Source organism: Shewanella sp. SR43-4 (genome assembly GCF_014163845.1).
GTDB lineage: Bacteria > Pseudomonadota > Gammaproteobacteria > Enterobacterales > Shewanellaceae > Shewanella > Shewanella vesiculosa.
This window is the reverse complement of sequence record NZ_JACJEB010000004.1, coordinates 153,118-170,875: the sequence shown is the minus strand read 5'-3', so window position 1 is coordinate 170,875 and position 17,758 is coordinate 153,118. Positions and strand designations below refer to the sequence as shown.

At 43.0% G+C, this 17,758-nt stretch carries 14 protein-coding genes; 1 reads left to right on the top strand and 13 read right to left on the bottom strand.

What is annotated here, in order from left to right:
* Positions 1-25 precede the first annotated feature (25 nt).
* Positions 26-1,645 carry an NAD(P)/FAD-dependent oxidoreductase gene (locus H5123_RS05960; RefSeq protein ID WP_182697334.1) on the top strand — a complete coding sequence of 540 codons (1,620 nt, stop codon included), beginning with the start codon at positions 26-28 and terminating at the stop codon, positions 1,643-1,645.
* Between the two features lie 104 nt (positions 1,646-1,749).
* On the opposite strand, the gene H5123_RS05955 is transcribed toward H5123_RS05960, so the two are convergent.
* From H5123_RS05955 to H5123_RS05895, 13 genes are all read right to left on the bottom strand, one after another.
* Complete coding sequence (locus H5123_RS05955; protein ID WP_182697333.1) at positions 1,750-2,922, bottom strand: VWA domain-containing protein; 1,173 nt, start codon at positions 2,920-2,922, stop codon at positions 1,750-1,752.
* A 7-nt stretch (positions 2,923-2,929) separates the two neighbouring features.
* Positions 2,930-3,763, bottom strand: coding sequence for a MoxR family ATPase (locus H5123_RS05950; RefSeq protein ID WP_124014835.1), 834 nt, complete (start codon positions 3,761-3,763; stop codon positions 2,930-2,932).
* 121 nt (positions 3,764-3,884) lie between these two features.
* Positions 3,885-6,014, bottom strand: coding sequence for a molybdopterin-dependent oxidoreductase (locus H5123_RS05945; RefSeq protein ID WP_182697332.1), 2,130 nt, complete (start codon positions 6,012-6,014; stop codon positions 3,885-3,887).
* A 45-nt stretch (positions 6,015-6,059) separates the two neighbouring features.
* On the bottom strand, positions 6,060-6,680 hold the full coding sequence (locus tag H5123_RS05940; RefSeq protein WP_182697331.1) for a cytochrome P460 family protein: 621 nt from the start codon (positions 6,678-6,680) through the stop codon (positions 6,060-6,062).
* Positions 6,681-6,762: 82 nt separating this feature from the next.
* On the bottom strand, positions 6,763-7,761 hold the full coding sequence (locus H5123_RS05935; protein WP_182697330.1) for an NADP-dependent oxidoreductase: 999 nt from the start codon (positions 7,759-7,761) through the stop codon (positions 6,763-6,765).
* Between the two features lie 76 nt (positions 7,762-7,837).
* Positions 7,838-8,902 carry a patatin-like phospholipase family protein gene (locus H5123_RS05930; RefSeq protein ID WP_182697329.1) on the bottom strand — a complete coding sequence of 355 codons (1,065 nt, stop codon included), beginning with the start codon at positions 8,900-8,902 and terminating at the stop codon, positions 7,838-7,840.
* A gap of 178 nt (positions 8,903-9,080) precedes the next feature.
* The gene (locus H5123_RS05925) at positions 9,081-10,745 is read right to left on the bottom strand and encodes an AMP-binding protein (RefSeq protein WP_182697328.1); all 1,665 of its coding nucleotides are present in this window, start codon (positions 10,743-10,745) and stop codon (positions 9,081-9,083) included.
* 216 nt (positions 10,746-10,961) lie between these two features.
* Entirely contained in the window at positions 10,962-12,143 is a 1,182-nt protein-coding gene (locus H5123_RS05920; protein WP_182697327.1) for an acetyl-CoA C-acyltransferase, read from the bottom strand.
* Positions 12,144-12,173: 30 nt separating this feature from the next.
* A complete protein-coding gene (locus tag H5123_RS05915) occupies positions 12,174-13,106 on the bottom strand; it encodes an SDR family NAD(P)-dependent oxidoreductase (protein WP_182697326.1) in 933 nt (310 codons plus the stop codon).
* 84 nt (positions 13,107-13,190) lie between these two features.
* On the bottom strand, positions 13,191-13,652 hold the full coding sequence (locus H5123_RS05910; RefSeq protein ID WP_182697325.1) for a MaoC family dehydratase: 462 nt from the start codon (positions 13,650-13,652) through the stop codon (positions 13,191-13,193).
* A gap of 300 nt (positions 13,653-13,952) precedes the next feature.
* On the bottom strand, positions 13,953-15,758 hold the full coding sequence (locus tag H5123_RS05905) for an acyl-CoA dehydrogenase (RefSeq protein ID WP_182697324.1): 1,806 nt from the start codon (positions 15,756-15,758) through the stop codon (positions 13,953-13,955).
* 121 nt (positions 15,759-15,879) lie between these two features.
* Complete coding sequence (locus H5123_RS05900; protein WP_182697323.1) at positions 15,880-16,641, bottom strand: SDR family NAD(P)-dependent oxidoreductase; 762 nt, start codon at positions 16,639-16,641, stop codon at positions 15,880-15,882.
* A gap of 62 nt (positions 16,642-16,703) precedes the next feature.
* Positions 16,704-17,744 (bottom strand): phosphotransferase family protein, encoded by a 1,041-nt coding sequence (locus H5123_RS05895; protein ID WP_182697322.1) that lies wholly within the window; start codon positions 17,742-17,744, stop codon positions 16,704-16,706.
* Positions 17,745-17,758 lie beyond the last annotated feature (14 nt).

Sequence of the window (17,758 nt, the reverse complement as noted above, 5' to 3'; positions counted from 1 at the left end):
TTTAAGTCTCTTTTTTAGGTAAATCATGATCCGTTTAAACCAAGTAAAATTGCCTCTCGACCATAATGAAGATGCACTCCAAGAAGTGGTGTTGCAAAGGCTCTCTATTTCAGCGGATCAGCTGGTTGACATCCATATATTTAAGCGTGGCTACGATGCACGCAAAAAGAACTTAATTTTCTTAATTTATACCTTGGATGTGACCTTAACCAATGTAGACGAAGCACAATTATTAGCATCAGTTGCTGATGATCATAACATTCGCGTATCGCCTGATACCGATTATAAATATGTCGCTTGTGCACCTGAAGGGTTAACCGAACGTCCAATCGTGATTGGCATGGGACCTTGTGGTTTATTTGTTGGGCTGATGTTAGCGCAAATGGGCTTTAATCCTATTATTTTAGAACGCGGTAAATCAGTGCATGAACGCGCTAAAGATACCTTCCGCTTTTGGCGTACCAGCGAGCTCAATACCGAATCAAATGTGCAATTTGGTGAAGGTGGTGCTGGCACGTTTTCGGATGGTAAGTTGTACAGCCAAGTGAAAGACCCAGGTTTTAAAGGCTTAAAAGTAAAACAAGAATTTGTTGCCGCCGGTGCACCTGCTGAAATCATTTATGTGAGTAAACCCCACATTGGTACCTTTAAATTGGTCACCATGGTAGAAAAAATGCGCCGTGAGATCATTCGCTTAGGCGGTGAAATTCGCTTTGAAACCCGCGTCGATAAAATCAATATTAGCGATCGCCAAGTTACTGGTGTCACCCTTAATAATGGCGAAGTACTGCATTCTAAGCATGTGATTGCGGCAGTAGGCCACAGCGCCCGTGATACCTTCCAAATGTTACATGACCAAGGCGTGTTTATGCAGGCGCAGTCATTTTCAATTGGGTTTCGTATTGAACACAAGCAAGAGATGATCGATAAAGATCGCTTTGGCATCAATGCCGGCAACCCTATTTTGGGCGCGGCTGATTATAAATTAGTCCATCATTGTAAAAGCGGCCGCAGTGTTTACAGTTTCTGTATGTGTCCAGGTGGTGTTGTTGTGGCGGCAACGTCTGAAGAACACGCAGTGGTAACCAACGGTATGAGTCAATACTCGCGCAGTGAGCGTAATGCCAACAGTGCCATTGTAGTGGGCATAGATCCTAGTGATTTTGATAACGATCCACTACAAGGTATTGCACTACAACGTAAACTAGAGCGTCATGCATATGTTATGGGCGGCAGTAATTATGATGCTCCGGCACAAATGGTTGGCGACTTTTTGGCAGCAGGATCAGGATTACCGTTCGAAAATGTCGAGCCGTCTTACAAACCTAATGTCAAAATGACTGATTTAAGTGATGCATTACCGAAATTTGCCATCGATGCTATCCGTGAAGCCATTCCTGCCTTTGGTAAAAAGATCCGTGGTTTTGACAGTAAAGATGCCATGTTAACGGGCGTTGAAACTCGCACCTCTTCACCAGTGCAAATTAAACGCGGCGCAGATTTCCAAAGTATCAATACCAAAGGCTTATACCCAGCGGGTGAAGGTGCGGGTTACGCTGGTGGGATTTTATCGGCGGGTATCGATGGCATTAGTATTGCCGAAGCCGTTGCTTTAGACATGATAAAAGCAATGAAGAACAGTTAAGCGAGTCTGTGCTTTAACTGTATATCGAGCCTATCGACTCATAGCATCATGTGATTCATATCCGTTAATAAAAACAGCAGCCTAATTGGCTGCTGTTTTTATTGTTAGCTAATGTCTTTAATTGCCCGCCCAATACCATCCACAGTGAGTGGGTACATTTTATTGCCAACAAGCTGCTGGATAATGGCAATAGAATGATGGATCTGCCAGTGATTTTCAGGTTGCGGGTTTAACCATGCGACCTTATTGAAATGGCCTAGCAATCGATTCATGTATTCAATACCTGGTTTTTCATTCCAGTGTTCAACACTGCCACCTTTAGCAATAATCTCATAAGGTCCCATGGTGGCATCGCCGACGAAAATCACTTTATAGTCAGATGAAAATGTTCTGATAATTTCTTCAAGATCGATGGTTTTATCAAAGCGGCGGTTGTTGTCTTGCCACAGTTGATCGTAAACACAGTTATGAAAATAGAAAAACTTTAAATGTTTAAATTCGCTGTGGGCCGCGGAGAACAGCTCTTCGCAAGTATGGATATAATCATCCATCGAGCCGCCAATATCGAAAAACATCAGCACTTTAACGGCATTATGGCGTTCTGGCTCCATATGCACATCTAACATGCCACCATTTTTAGCGGTTGAGCTAATCGTAGTATTGATGTCGAGCTTTTCACTGGCGCCGGTACGAGCAAACTTTCTTAGCTTTTTAAGGGCTAACTTGATATTACGGGTGCCTAATTCGCGATCTTGGTCGAAATTTTTAAACTCGCGCTTATCCCATACTTTCACGGCACTGTTATTACGATTTTTATCTTGGCCGACTCTGATCCCTTCGGGATGATAACCATAAGCCCCAAAGGGTGATGTGCCACCCGTTCCGACCCATTTATTACCGCCAGCATGACGCTTTTTTTGTTCTTCCAAACGCTCTTTTAACGCCTTCATTAACGCTTCAAGGCCTCCAAGTGATTTGAGTTGATCCTTTTCTTCTTGGCTAAGGTGTTTTTCGAATTCTTTTCTGAGCCAGTCTTCCGGCAAGATCTTATCGAAAATATCAATACTCTCGATGCCGTTAAAGTACTCAGCAAAAGCCTTGTCATATCTGTCGTAGTGTATCTCATCTTTAACCATGACGATTTTGGCAAGGTTATAAAAATCGTCTACGTTGGCAAAAATCAGCCCTTTTTTAAGCAAGGCAATAAGATCTAATAGCTCGCGTAAGCTACAAGGCACCTTGTGTTTTTTTAGGGTAAGAAAAAAATCAATAAACACTGTTAAATCACCTGTTTCTACGACTCATAAAGGCCAATTTTTCAATCAGTGAAACGTCTTGCTCATTTTTTAACAGCGCGCCAAACAAGGGAATAATATCTGATTTATTATCGAGCAAGATGTCTTGTGAGATGTCGTCGGAAATCAGTAGCTTGAGCCAATCAATTAATTCTGATGTTGAGGGTTTTTTCTTAATGCCATTGACCTCACGTAAATCAAAAAACACCTCTAGTGCTTGTGTTAATAAAGCTTGTTTAACATCAGGATGATGCACATCGATAATTTTTTCCATTTCAGCTTTAGTAGGAAACTTAATGTAATGGAAAAAACAGCGCCTTAAAAAAGCATCAGGTAACTCTTTTTCGTTATTTGAGGTGATGATAATGATGGGCCTTTGTTTGGCCTTAATCACTTGTTGAGTTTCATAGACATAAAACTCCATTTTATCGAGTTCTTGCAGTAAATCATTTGGAAACTCAATATCGGCTTTATCGATTTCATCAATCAACAATATCGGTCTTTGCTCTTCCTCAAACGCCTGCCACAACTTACCTTTTACGATATAGTTGCCAATATCATGCACGCGAACATCACCTAACTGACTGTCGCGTAAGCGCGATACAGCATCGTATTCGTAAAGCCCTTGTTGCGCTTTAGTGGTCGATTTAATGTGCCATTGGTACAGTTTGCAATTGAGTGATTTAGCTAACTCTTCGGCTAACTGGGTTTTACCGGTTCCAGGCTCGCCTTTGATTAATAATGGTTTCTCTAATGAAATGGCCGCATTTACCGCCATGGTGAGGTCGCTGGATGCAATATAATTCTGTGTACTTTTAAACATGCTCTACCTTTTCATTGATTTCGTTTGTCGCTAATAGCATTTACCAGCAGCAAAATTTTAATTGATATCAGTTTTATCGATTGTAACAAAAGCCCGCTGGCTTGGTTAGGACACTTTGTACTTAGCGCCCTTCTTTTAACACTAAAGTGATAGCAACTGGCGTACCATTAAATGCTGCATTCCCCGTGAGCATATCAACTCGACTGGCATCTGTTAAATCATTAATGCTCACGCCTGGCTGACTGGCGGCAACCGACATCTTTGTGCCCTGCTGATTATGGCCCCAACCTTGGGGTATGGTCACCACACCCGCTTGAATATCATCAGTGAGAACCACTTCAATATCAATTTGGCCCACTGCCGAACTGACCGTCACCAGCTGGCCTTGTTCAATACCCAACTGGTGCGCATCTTGTGAATTCATTTCTAAAGTACAAGGATTTTTACCTTTGATGAGCCGTGCTGAATTTTGGGTCCAGGTATTATGGCTTTTAACCAGTCGACGCCCAATTAACTCAAATGGATAAGCCAGATCGCGAGAAACTGCTGTCATCACAGCTTGCAATCGGGGCAAATCATCACTAAATACTTGCGGAAACAGATCGATTTTGCCGTTAGCGGTTTTAATTCGTTCTGCTAAACACGGCATTAATGGGCCGATATCGATACCGTGAGGGTTATCGATTAACCTTTGTAAACTCATGCCTTGCTCACCATAGGGGCCTTGTTTGAGTTCCATATCCAAAATGATTTCGGGAGTGATTTTTTGCATTGGATCATCTGCTGCAATATTAAGCATTCGCGCAGAAATTTCTTTGAGTATTTGCCAGTCACTACGTTGATCGACTTGTTTTTCAAACAATGGCGCTGAGTATTTAACTGTGTTTCTAACCGAGAATGAGTTAAAGAAAATATCAAAGTGCGAATTCTCAACGCCCGTGGTGCCCGGCAGAATAATGTCGGCATATTTAGTGGTTTCATTGAGGTAAATATCAACCGAAACCATATAATCTAAACCTGCGAAGGCTTGGGCTAATTGATGACCACTGGGGGCCGACAATACCGGATTTCCAGCAACGGTTATCAAGCTTTTAATCTGCCCTTCTCCCGGTGTTTGTATTTCTTCAGCCAAAGAAGCAACCGGAAACTCACCATTAAAAAATGGTAACTTACGCACTCGGGTTTGATGCTGGCCAAACGAACTTTTATGGCCGACTTGATGGTTACGCAGTAAATCAAAGGCCGGTTGCGGAAACATGGCACCACCGGCGCGATCAAAATTGCCTGTGATTATATTGAGTACATTGGTAAGCCATAAACATAAGCCACCAAATGTTTGCGTAGATGCTCCCATGCGGCTGTAACACACAGCGGAATCTGCCAACAACATATCATCGGCCAAGGTGTAAATAGTACTCGCATCAATGCCGACTATGCTTGCAACCACATCGGGTGAATAGGTTTTGGCAAGTTTAGCAACATCATCAAGCCCCTCTACTAAGTGTTCTAAATGGCCTAAATTCACCTTATTACGCTCAAACACACAATGGATCAAGGCGAGCAGTAATAAGGCATCTTTTTCTGGGCGAATAAACAAATGTTGGTCGGCAATTTTAGCGGTACGGGTTCTACGAGGGTCAACCACGACAATTTTGCCGCCACGCTGTTGAATAGCCTTCATACGGCCAATAACATTGGGCGCTGTCATCATACTGCCATTGGACACCACAGGATTAGCCCCTATGATCAACATAAAGTCAGTTCTATCAATGTCGGGGACCGGGATTAACATACCAGCGCCGAACATAAAGTTAGCCGCAACATGATGCGGCAATTGGTCAGCAGAGGCTGAACTAAAGCGATTTATTGTGCCAAGTGACTTCAAAAAAGGCTTGAGGAATAGCGCATTCCCCAGACTATGGGCATTGGGATTGCCGAGATAAACGGCTAAGGAATTTTTCCCGTGTTGCTGTTGAATGCTTTTAAACTTAGCGACTATCTCGTTAAAAGCGTCATCCCAACTAATAGCTTGCCAACCAGAAGCGGTTCGTTTTATCGGCGTTTTTAAGCGATCTTTATCAGTATAGAAATCTTCTAGAGCAAGTGCTTTAGGGCAATTATAACCTTGGCTAAAGGGATCAAGTTGGTCACCTTTAATCGAGATGATTTGTTTATCTTGATGGACAATTTCCAAGCCACACATGGCTTCACAAATATTGCAATTTCTATAATGGGTATTCATTTCGCTCATATATATCGCCTGACTTGGATGGGTGAACACAAGGTTATTTAAAGATTAAAATAAATCTTCAAGCCATTTCTTGGCACTGCCAAGCACAACCATAGAGTTAAGTTTAAACAAGGCAAATGTATCGCCATCTTGCAGTTCTGGTTCACCGCAACGCGGGTCCGAACGCTGCAATGCACCTGTCATACTGCGATCTATCGGGATAGGCTCGCAACCATGACCTGATTCACAAACAAAATCCCACTTTTCAGCTGCAGGTAAATGGCAAGTAAAACAGTTACCGCCAAAACGGTTATTCACATCAGTGAATCCACGTTTAGTGATAGTTGAGCCTTGTTCATCGACTTCTAATTCAAAAAACTCCCAGTCACCTGTGGCAGGAAAAGTGCCCGCTTCGCGTTTAACCATCACTTCAGTGGGCACTAACTGCACCACAGATCCTTCAGGATAAACTGCACCTTCAGGATTATTAGCAACAGCTAAAGTACCTTGAGTATTACCAAGCAGGTTATCGACATAAAAATGGCGAACAGGTGTCATATCTCTGATGCAATTAAAGCTATTATCATCAATATTGCTGACTTGGTTTGCCGCGTTAATCGAAAACGCTGTAGCCGTTAACAGCACCGAACTAATGCTAATAACAATACGTTTATTACGCTTGTTCATAGTCAATCCCTTTGACAGCATGGTGGTAATAGCTCCCGCCACCATGCATGTTGAGTGAAGGTTAATTAATTGAAGGATGATTTTATAATTTAACGATGAGCTTGCCTTTGTTTTGACCAGTGAAAAACAAGTTTAAGCCAGTGATGGCCGACTCAAGTCCAATTAATACATGGGCGCGATGTTTAATCTGCCCTTTCATGACATAAGGGGTTAATTTTTCGAGTAATGCCGGTACATCACCAAAATGATCTGGCATAGTAAAGCCTTGGATAATGAGCCTTTTTTTAATTACCTGCACCCAGCTTGGGCCTAAATCAGGTACCGCTTTGGGATAATCAGCAATCATGCCACACACCACAATACGCCCATGGGGATTCATTTTGGCAAACACATGATGCTGGATAGGACCACCAGTGTTTTCAAAATACACATCAACACCATCAGGGGTTAATTCAGCCAGTTTTGCTGCTAAATCATCGGTCTTGTAATTAATCGCACCATCGAAACCTAGCTCGTTAATTATCCAATCCGCTTTTTCATCACTGCCGACTACGCCAATGACTCTTAAACCATCAGCTTTAGCCAGTTGACCCACAATCGATCCTACAGAACCCGCGGCACCAGAGACTACAATGGTTTCACCTTTTTGTGGCTTTCCTACGTTGAACAGTCCTTGTGTCGCCGTTAACCCAGGCAAAGCAAATACCGATAAAATAGCTTCATCGGGTAATGGCGCCGTCACTTTATGCAAACCGGCACCATTACTTAGAAAATATTCCTGCCAACCCATCATCCCCATCACTCGGTCGCCAACCGTAAAGTCAGGATGTTGACTTTCGACAACTTCACCTATGCCAGAGCTGCGCATAACCTCGCCCAAGGTGACAGGAGGAATATAACTTTCGGTATCTGGGCTCATCCAACCAAACATGGCCGGATCAAGTGACATATGATGTTGCTTAACTAAAAACTGCCCTTGCGCCACTGCCGGCATTGGCTTTTCGACAATTTCAAATAATTCTGGGCCAATTGGGCCACCTTGAGGACGGGCGACTAAGTTAATGGCGGTATAGGTACTCATATTTGATTCCCTTTATATGTGAGTGAATATCAATAATCGATCTATAAAAATGATGGCAAATGATGGATTAACCTTGTCACCTGATGAGTTGCTTGATGCTTTTTATACTGTTGATATTTTGCGTTTGATAAAAGTGTTTAAAGTGCTGGGCAAGTTTTTCACTTTCAACAAAAACCTGTCGCCAGTATTGGATCCGTTGAGCAGGTTTCATTTCAACAAAGTCTTTGCGATCAGGAATTTTATGATAAGGCAACGAATCAATAAATTCTGCTGATGGACACAATAATACTGTGTTGTCGTAATGTTCTAGCCTGACTTTTCGAGATAAGTTTTTGTCAAACCAGCCCGCTTTTAAGGTGGAACTGAAATGAGGATAAAGAGTTAGCCCCTCATTTTTAATTTGAAAATCAAAATGATAATCAATGATACCGCCATCACGATACATGCCAGGAGGACAATCTGCAATGTTGTTTATCCCTTGCATCACCAGCGGAATTGAGCCAGATGCCAACAATGCCGTTTTGATATTGTGTAGGCTTAATGGCACTGACGTGGTGGGGATATGGTCAGGATCAAAAATGGTTAAATCACTTTGATGATGCTGAAAAATGTACCGCTCGTACTGGCTTTTGAGTAATGGCCGACTTAACGCGTTTCTCAGAAAGCTATTGAGTAACCCGGCACCTTGTTTTAGTTTGTTTTCAGACGCCACCAATCCATGACATTTAGCCACAATAAAATGGGCTTTAAAAACACTATTATTAATGATCTCACTTGCGCCCGTATCGCCAAATAACTCATCAAGTAACGTTATCGCTTTAGCAGTTATTTCGTCAGCTTGTGGCTTAGTGTCATTTGAATACACGGTTTCACTGTAATGTTTAGCTAATCGCTCTATTGCTGCGACGGGATCTCTTTGCGCAAAACATGCGGCGCGAAATGCTCCTGCACTTGAGCCAATGACATTTAACGGCTGTTGTCTGCCATTAAAAAATTCACCAAAGATATACTTGTCTAGTCCCAGTAAAGTAAACCATTTCGGCCCACCACTTGCACCAAGAAAAGAGCTAAATAACTCTGGAGAAAATCCATCTTGATGGATTGTTGTTAAAGCCGTTTCACCGGCATAAATTTCTAACATAACATTCTTATGGTTAACCTGTCGGCAATCAATACCGACAGTGATTTTAGTGACTAATACACAGTGATCAATTATTGCTGCATATCACTTCGCACTAATGCTGGATTGAAAAGACTTAGCGCTTGATGAAGGCTATAAGCTTAACGCTATAGCCACGAGTGATCCGTTTCGACCAAGCTTATGCCATGTTACGAAGGTCTTTACGTAACACTTTACCGACGTTACTTTTCGGTAATTCATTCATAAATTCAATTACCTTAGGGCGCTTATAGTTGGTCAGCATTTTATTACAATGATCAAACACATCTTGCTCGGTAAGGTTAGGATCTTTACGCACTATGTACACTTTGACTCGCTCGCCGGTAATATCACATGAGGTTCCTACCGCAGCGGCTTCAAGTATGCCGTCATGCATCACGAGTACTTCTTCAATCTCATTTGGAAACACATTGAAGCCAGACACATTGATCATGTCTTTTTTACGATCAACAATTTTAAAGAAACCATTTTCATCCATGGTGGCAATATCACCTGTGGCTAACCAGCCATCAATGAGCACCTCATCCGTTGCTTTTTGGCGATTGTAGTAACCTTTCATCACTTGAGGGCCTTTAACCCACATTTCCCCTGGCTCACCTAATGCCACTTCTTCACCATCTGCCCCAACAAGGCGAATATCAGTTGATGAAGCAGGCAAACCAATCGATCCATTGTAACTTTGTTGATTATAAGGGCTCATAGTCACTAAAGGCGCACATTCAGTTAAGCCGTAGCCTTCTAAAAGACGACTTTTAGTGACTTTTTCCCAATGTTCAGCCACAGGACGTTGCACTGACATGCCGCCACCAAAGCCCATTTTTAAAGCGCTGAAATCAAGCTTGTCAAAGCCAGGAGTATGTAACAATCCGTTAAATAGCGTGTTGACGCCAGTAATAATGGTAAAGCGATATTTAGCCAACTCTTTAACAAATCCCGCCATGTCACGTGGATTGGTAATTAATAGATTGATGCCACCAAATGGCAAAAAAGCTAAGCAATTAGAGGTCAGCGCATAAATATGATAAAGCGGTAATGCGGTGACAATGATCTCTTTACCCACTTCAAAGATATTTTTAGTCACAGCATTGGACTGTTCAAGATTAGCAACCATGTTTCGATGAGTCAGCATTGCCCCTTTTGATGGACCTGTAGTACCACCTGTATATTGTAAAAAGGCCAAATCTGAACCGACAACGGGAACGGCGACAAAATTCAGTTTGCTGCCTTTAGACATAGCATCATTAAATTTAACCGCATTGGGCAAATCAAACGCAGGGATCAGTTTTTTAACATGCTTGATGGCGCCGTTAATTAATGCACCTTTTATGAGCCCTAATCGGTCACCGACACCTGTGGTGATCACATGCTTAATATCAGTTTTATCGATCACGGCTTGCAATACATGAGCAAAATTTTCGAGGATAAGGATCCCTTTGGCACCAGAGTCTTTTAATTGATGTTCTAATTCGCGGGCGGTATACAAAGGGTTAACGTTTACAATGGTCAGTCCGGCAATCAGCGCACCAAAAAGCGCGATAGGATATTGCAGTGTATTAGGGATCATGATGGCAAATTTGTCGCCTTTGACTAACCGCAAATCTTGCTGTAAGTAGGCAGCAAAATCAGTCGCTTGCTGAGCCAGTTGCTGATAAGTAATACTGACATCCATATTAATAAATGCAGTATTATCGGCGTATAACTTGGTATATTTTAAAAATAAATCTGCCAAAGAATTATATTTATCAGGATCGATTTCAAACTCAACCCCGGGCGGATAACTCTTTTCAAGCCAAATTTTTTCCATAATATTGTCCCCAAAATGTAATGTTATTAGCAGCTGCAAAGTCCATCTCAAATACGCAACAGAACCTAATACCCGAGCCGCTATCTATGTTTATTATTATTTTGCATCATGTCATCAGCGTCATTAAACTGAGCACTAACCTTAAATCTACACACCAATCTTAAATTTAAACTTAACGAACCATTAACAATGGCTGTTGATCTTTTAAGCGTCATTTTATAACACTTCAAATAATCCAGCCGCGCCTTGACCACCGCCAATACACATACTGACAACCACATATTTAATGCCGCGGCGTTTACCTTCAATTAAGGCGTGCATCACCATACGTGTGCCGCTCATACCATAAGGGTGACCGATTGAGATTGCGCCGCCGTCGACATTTAAACGATCGGCGGGAATGCCGAGATATTCAGCACAATAAATTACCTGAACCGCAAACGCTTCATTGATTTCCCATAAACCTATGTCGTCAATGCTAAGGCCATTTCGCTCAAGCAGTTTCGGAATTGCATAAATAGGTCCTATGCCCATTTCATCTGGCTCACATCCACTCACCACCATGCCTCGATACGCGCCTAATGGTGTTAAACCTCGTTGCTCGGCGAGTTCACGTTCCATTACCACAACCGCTGCTGCACCGTCTGATAGTTGTGATGCATTACCACCGGTAATCGATCCATTTTCTTTAACCGCTTTTAAGCCAGCTAGACCTTCTAAATTTGTCGATGGGCGATTGCCTTCATCTTGAGTTAAGGTCACTTGCTGCTTACTGATTTCACCGCTGACTTTATCCATTATCAGCATAGTGCAACTGACCGGGACTATTTCAGCATCAAATCGGCCTTGTGACTGTGCGATTGCGGTGCGTTGCTGAGAGGATAATGCATAGGCATCTTGTGCCTCGCGTGAAATATTATATCGCTTAGCCACCACTTCAGCCGTATCGAGCATCGGCATATAAATCGCTGGTCGATAGGCTTTTACGCTAGGGTCTACCGCGCGATGCATGTTCATCTTATCGTTTTGAACCAAGCTGATAGAGTCACAACCTCCGGCAACCACAGCTTGGGCACCATCACAAACAATATGATTGGCAGCTATAGCAATAGACATGAGACCTGATGAACATTGGCGATCAACCGTCATGCCCGGCACCGACACAGGTAATTGCGCCGCCATGGCCACTTGACGACCAAAATTCATGCCTTGGTTACCTTGAGTTAAGGCGGCGCCAAAAATACAGTCTTCAATTTCATTTGGATCTATTCCGGCTCTTTCTACTGCGGCATTAACCGCAATAGCGGCTAACGTGGGGGCAGATAAATCGTTAAAGGCGCCGCGATAGGCTTTACCAATTGGTGTTCTGGCGGCTGAAACAATGACGGCTTCTCTCATGACAAATCCTTTTTTTAATGATGTGTGCTGCTAATCAATTCGCCCTAGAGCCTGAGATTTCATAAACGCAATGGCTTTCATCACAAACTTCTCGCCTTGTTGCGAACCCGACACTAAGGCTTTTTGATTGTGTTGATCGGTGAGTTGATCCCAATGTTCACGCACAGTTTCTGGGCTTTGTTTCGCGCTAGGAATAAAGCAGCCATCGGTTTCGAAGATACTCGCGCTTGAATAACCGCCTGCGCCAGCACATAAAATGAATCGATTAGGCGCGTCATCGTCACACAAAGTCAACATGCCTGCGGTGACCGCTTCTGGTGCAAAGGCTTTAATGATTTCTTCAGGCATTAAATCTTCAGTCATACGTGTGCCAGCCGTAGGTGCTAGCGCATTAATATGGATATTATTTTTCGCACCTTCCAGTACTAAGGTATTCATTAGGCCAATCAGCGCCATTTTAGCAGCGCCATAATTGGCTTGACCAAAGTTACCGTACATACCACTCGATGATGTCGTCATCACGATTCGACCGTAATTTTGCTGCTTCATGATGTCCCATACAGCTTTAGTGCAGTTAACCGAGCCCATCACATGCACGTCCATGACTAGTTTAAAGTCATCTAAGGTCATCTTTGAAAACGACTTATCACGTAAAATACCGGCGTTATTGATTAAAATATCGACACGCCCCCATTTATCCATGGTTTGTTGCACCATGTCTTGTACTTGATCAAAATGGGCAACGTTAGCGCCATGGCTAATCGCTTCACCGCCCATTGCTTCAATCAACTGCACCACCTCTTGTGACGCTGCAGAAGATGCACCGCTGCCATCACGTGCGCCGCCTAAATCATTAACAACGACTTTGGCGCCACGTCTGGCTAATTCCAACGCGTGTGAACGGCCTAATCCGTTACCTGCCCCAGTAACAATAGCCACTTTTCCTGCAAAACTGATAGTCATGTTATTACCTTAACTGTTTATTTTTATTTGTTATTATATTGTCTGTGCCAGCATGATGAATTAACGATCATCACTTAACCAATATTAGTTAACCATTTGTACAGATATCCACTCAGCAACTAATGCCGGTGTATCAACGCCTTCAATCTCAATGGTCACTTCGGTCGATAAGCGAAATTGCCCCGGCTTTTTTTCTTCAATAGAAAGGATTTTCGCATGTGCCCTAATGCGGCTATTGACGGTAACGGGTTGCAAAAACCTGACTTTATCGAAACCGGCATTGAGTCCCATATAGAAGCCATCAATAAGCAGGCTAAATTCTTCAGCAAAATGAGACAACATAGATAACGATAAAAAACCGTGGGCAATGGTGGAACCAAAAGGAGTGGCTTTCGCCTTTTCTTCATCGACGTGAATAAATTGATGGTCGAGAGTGCAATCGGCAAATTGATTAATTTGATCTTGGGTGATTTGGAACCAGTTTGTAGCGGCTGCTTGGTAGCCAATATAGTTGGCAATATCATTGCGATTAATTTTTGTCGGCATTATTCCCTTTCCTCTGATACTTTCGCGGTACTATCCATGAATGAAATTTAAGCGATATCTCATGCTAGTTGCGCTAAGTAAATTAAACAAATGAATAGTTTTGATACCAAGTTATTCACAATATGAATAGCTTGGCGTTTGGAAGGCAGCTAACAGAAACAAATATCTTGAGAGCTTTAACAACAAAGAACATTACTGCACTGGGCGGTAATGTTTTCATTAGATTGGATTTTATAATGCTCACCTAAAGCTAGGCAAAACCAATCAGCCTAACAGCGCCTTAAGTCGGTTTAATTCACATTAGAACCAATCAGGCTGCATATCAAAGCTGGTGCTGTCAGTGGTAACGAGTAGGTTTGACCAAACGTTAATTTCAGGTAATTCAAAACGATAAAAATACTGACACGCCAGTAATTTACCTTGATAAAAATCCATATCAGCTTGATGCGGTTGTTCAGCTATCGCTTTAGTGGCGACAATACTTTGCTTGAGCCACAACCAGGCAATAATCACATGACCAAACAACTCTAAATATTTAACCGAATTGGCCAAAGCGAGATCAATATTCTTAGTCGACATTGCCGCTAACACGGCCTCGGTTGTGGTACTTAAGGTATCAACTGCTTGGGTTAATTGGCTAGAAAACTCATGTAAACTGGGATAGTGCTTTGCCTCATCAATGGTGATGACCATTTCAGCTAAGGTCGCTTTATAACCTTGTAAGTTATTCATCGGTACTTTGCGGGTGAGCAAATCTAATGATTGAATCCCAGTAGTACCTTCATGGATCGGGTTTAAGCGATTATCACGATAGAACATTTCAACCGGATGCTCGTTAATATAACCGTGACCGCCCATCACTTGAATTGCCAGTGAATTGGCTTTAGGGCCATATTCTGACGGCCACGTTTTAATAATGGGGGTTAAGAAATCCAACAGTATATGGGCATGTTGGCGTTGCTCGACTGTGACGGCAGTACGTTCATCATCACTTAATTGAGTACCATATAGTACTAACGCCATTGCCCCTTCCGCATAGGCTTTTTGGGCTAACAGCATGCGTTTTACATCAGCATGCTCAATGATATTCACCATAGGTGATTGTGGATCTTTACACGAGGGTAACCGACCTTGGGGGCGATTTTTGGCGTAATCGACTGAATATTGATATCCGGCCACCGCCAAAACTGCGCCACTAGTGCCGACCATAATGCGGGCTTCGTTCATCATGTGAAACATATACTTCAAGCCACAATGTTCTTCACCGACTAAATAGCCAATGGAGCCCTGTTTTTCACCGAAACTCAGTGCTGTTGACGTTTGCGCGCGACCACCCATTTTATGAAACAAACCAGCCAGAGCGACGTCATTGTCTGCGCCAATGCTGCCATCGTCATTAAGTAAAAACTTAGGTACCACAAATAACGAAATGCCTTTAACACCTTTAGGTGCACCTTGAATTCGAGCCAATACTAAATGAACGATGTTGTCGCTTAAATCGTGATCGCCACCGGAAATATAGATTTTATTGCCCGTAATCCGATATGTACCATCATCGGCTTTTACCGCTTTGGTAATTAAATCACCTAAAGCAGATCCGCTACCGGGCTCTGTCATGGCCATAGTGCCCATAAATCGGCCTTCACGCATAGGTTTTACCCAGGTTTCAATCAACTCAGCATTGCCATGGGCTTGCAGTAAATTGGCATTTGCCGTGGTCAACATGTTGTACCCCATGCCAACACCACCGGCAACACTGAGATACGCCCCTGCTGCACTAGCAATAATTGGCGGCAGTTGCATGCCACCTAACTCATAATCTGCTGTTGCAGCGCCAATACCCGACTCGTTTACTGCGTCGATAGCGGTTTTAAGTTCTGGGATAATGTGTACTTTTTTGCCGTCAAAAGTTGGCTGATGGGTATCGAGCTTTTGACGAATAGGAAGAAAATATTTTTCTGCAATTATTTTGGCAGTATTGACCACCTCATTAAACGTTTGGCGATCGTGATCTTGATAGCGATCTCTGCTGGTTAATGCTTCACTATCAAACAGTTCATACAGCATAAATTCTAGGTCACGTTGATTCATTAACGTCGCAGGCATAATATTCTCTTCTTATTGTGTTTTCTTCTATAACGTGGAAATGAGGTAGCGAACGACTCAGCAAGTGTTTACGCTAACGGCACGAGCTGGCGTGTCAATAACACTGACTGCAAAGCGCAACTTAATAGGCTGATACGCCACCGTCGACCGCAATACATTGGCCTGTCATATAGGTATTGGCAGGAGATAACATCATCAGCATCACCGCGACAATTTCTTTAGGCTCACCTAAGCGATTCATTGGCGCGCCAACGGCCATTTTCTTTTGCTTTTCTGCATCAGCAAAATTGGTCACCATAGGTGTCAGAGTAAAAAATGGGCATATCGCATTGATGCGAATATTATTACGGCCGTACTCAACCGCGCCGGTTTTGGTTAAGCCAATTACCGCATGTTTCGCCATAGAATAAGCACTGCCTCTGGCGGCGCCGACTAACCCAGCCATAGAACTCACGTTGAGGATCGCGCCCTCGCCTTGTTTGAGCATTTGCTGTATTTGATAACGCATACCAAACTGCACGCCTTTAACATTGATCGCAAATTGACTGTCCATAATCGCTTCATCAATTTGATGAAGCGGCATAAATTCATGGGCAACACCGGCATTGTTTACCCCAATATCCACTCGGCCAAAATGTTCAATCGCAGTATCAACCATAGCTTTACACGAGGCATCTTTTGACACATCACATTTCATCGCGATAACCTCAGCGCCGCGAGAGGCAATATCATCCGCCACCTTACGAACACCTGCTTCATTAATGTCACTAATTACTAACTTAGCACCGCGTTTGGCTAATTCTTGTGCCAGTAACTGACCAAAGCCTTGAGCGGCGCCAGTGATAACAGCAACCTTACCGGTAAAGTCTAATAATGGATCCATGCGAGTTACTCCTGTAATTGATGGTCTTTTTGATGTTGTTTTATCATACGGCTGATCTGATGTTATTTTTTAGCTTCGCAAGCAATGACGTCTAAGGCCATTTTGGCCAGAGGCTCAACAAATGATCCCACTTTATTAGCGTGTTCATTGGAGGCATTACCTTCTGTTGCTCGTTTGGCGACACCTTGTGCAATCGCTGCTAAGCGGAAGAAACTGAATGCCAAATAAAAGCCCCAGTGCTCAATCTGCTCAATACCCATGCGTTGGCAATATCGAGCGACATATTCTTCTTCAGACGGAATCCCTAAGCTGGCGCGGTCGATATCTTTTAAACCATCAATGCTGCCCATGCCTGCTGGCATCCGCAGTTGCATACATTGGTATGCTAAATCAGCAAAGGGATGGCCTAAGGTCGATAATTCCCAATCCAGTAAAGCAATAACCTCTGGTGAATCTTTGGCAAACATCATGTTGTCTAAGCGAAAGTCACCATGTACTAAGCAAACACGACCATCATCACTGGGTAAATTATCTTCAAGCCAGTTAATTAAGGCATCCATGGCAGCAATGTTGTGTAATTCTGTGGCGCGATATTGTGATGTCCAGCGACCGAGTTGACGTTCAAAGTAATTGCCCGCTTTACCATAATCAGCTAAACCGACGCCATCAACATCGACACTGTGCAGAGCGACCAAGACTTTATTCATCGCGTCATACATAGCTGAGCGTCGATCATTACTGTCTATTTCGGCTAATGATGCACTCCAATACACAGTGCCATCGCAAAACTCCATCAGATAAAACATTGAACCAATAACGCTGCAGTCTTCACACAGGTGAAATACTTTTGCCACTGGTACATCACTGTCTTTTAGTGCATCTAATACCCGATATTCACGATCTACTGCATGGGCTGATTTTAATAATTTGCCCGGCGGTTGACGACGCAACACATACACACCCGTTGGCGAGGTCACTTTGTAAGTGGGATTGGATTGACCACCTGAAAATTTTTCTAAGGTGATCGGCCCTGTAAAGTCGGCGACATGCTGCTCTAAATAAGCGCTAAGTTGTTCATTATCAATGGGGAATACTTGTGACATTTAGCAATACTCTC